Source organism: Celeribacter sp. ULVN23_4 (assembly GCF_054788345.1).
Window position 1 is genome coordinate 1 of the sequence record NZ_JBTVYO010000034.1, and the last position, 226, is coordinate 226.

Annotated in this window: 1 tRNA gene; it reads left to right on the forward strand. The window is 58.4% G+C overall.

The features are described from left to right. Positions 1-145 precede the first annotated feature (145 nt). Positions 146-222, forward strand: a tRNA-Met gene (locus tag ACYBHZ_RS19355). Positions 223-226 lie beyond the last annotated feature (4 nt).

Sequence of the window (226 nt, forward strand, 5' to 3'; positions counted from 1 at the left end):
ACGAACAGACATTCGCCCGTGGGGGACAGAGGCCTCATCACGTACTCCGTGCACAAGGCCAGACATCGGGCTCAAGTAGCACTCCGTGCGGTAGCCCAAACATTCGGGCTCAAGTAGCGCTCCGCGCCGTAGCCCACAAAACTGTCGCGGGATGGAGCAGCCCGGTAGCTCGTCAGGCTCATAACCTGAAGGTCGTAGGTTCAAATCCTACTCCCGCAACCAAAAT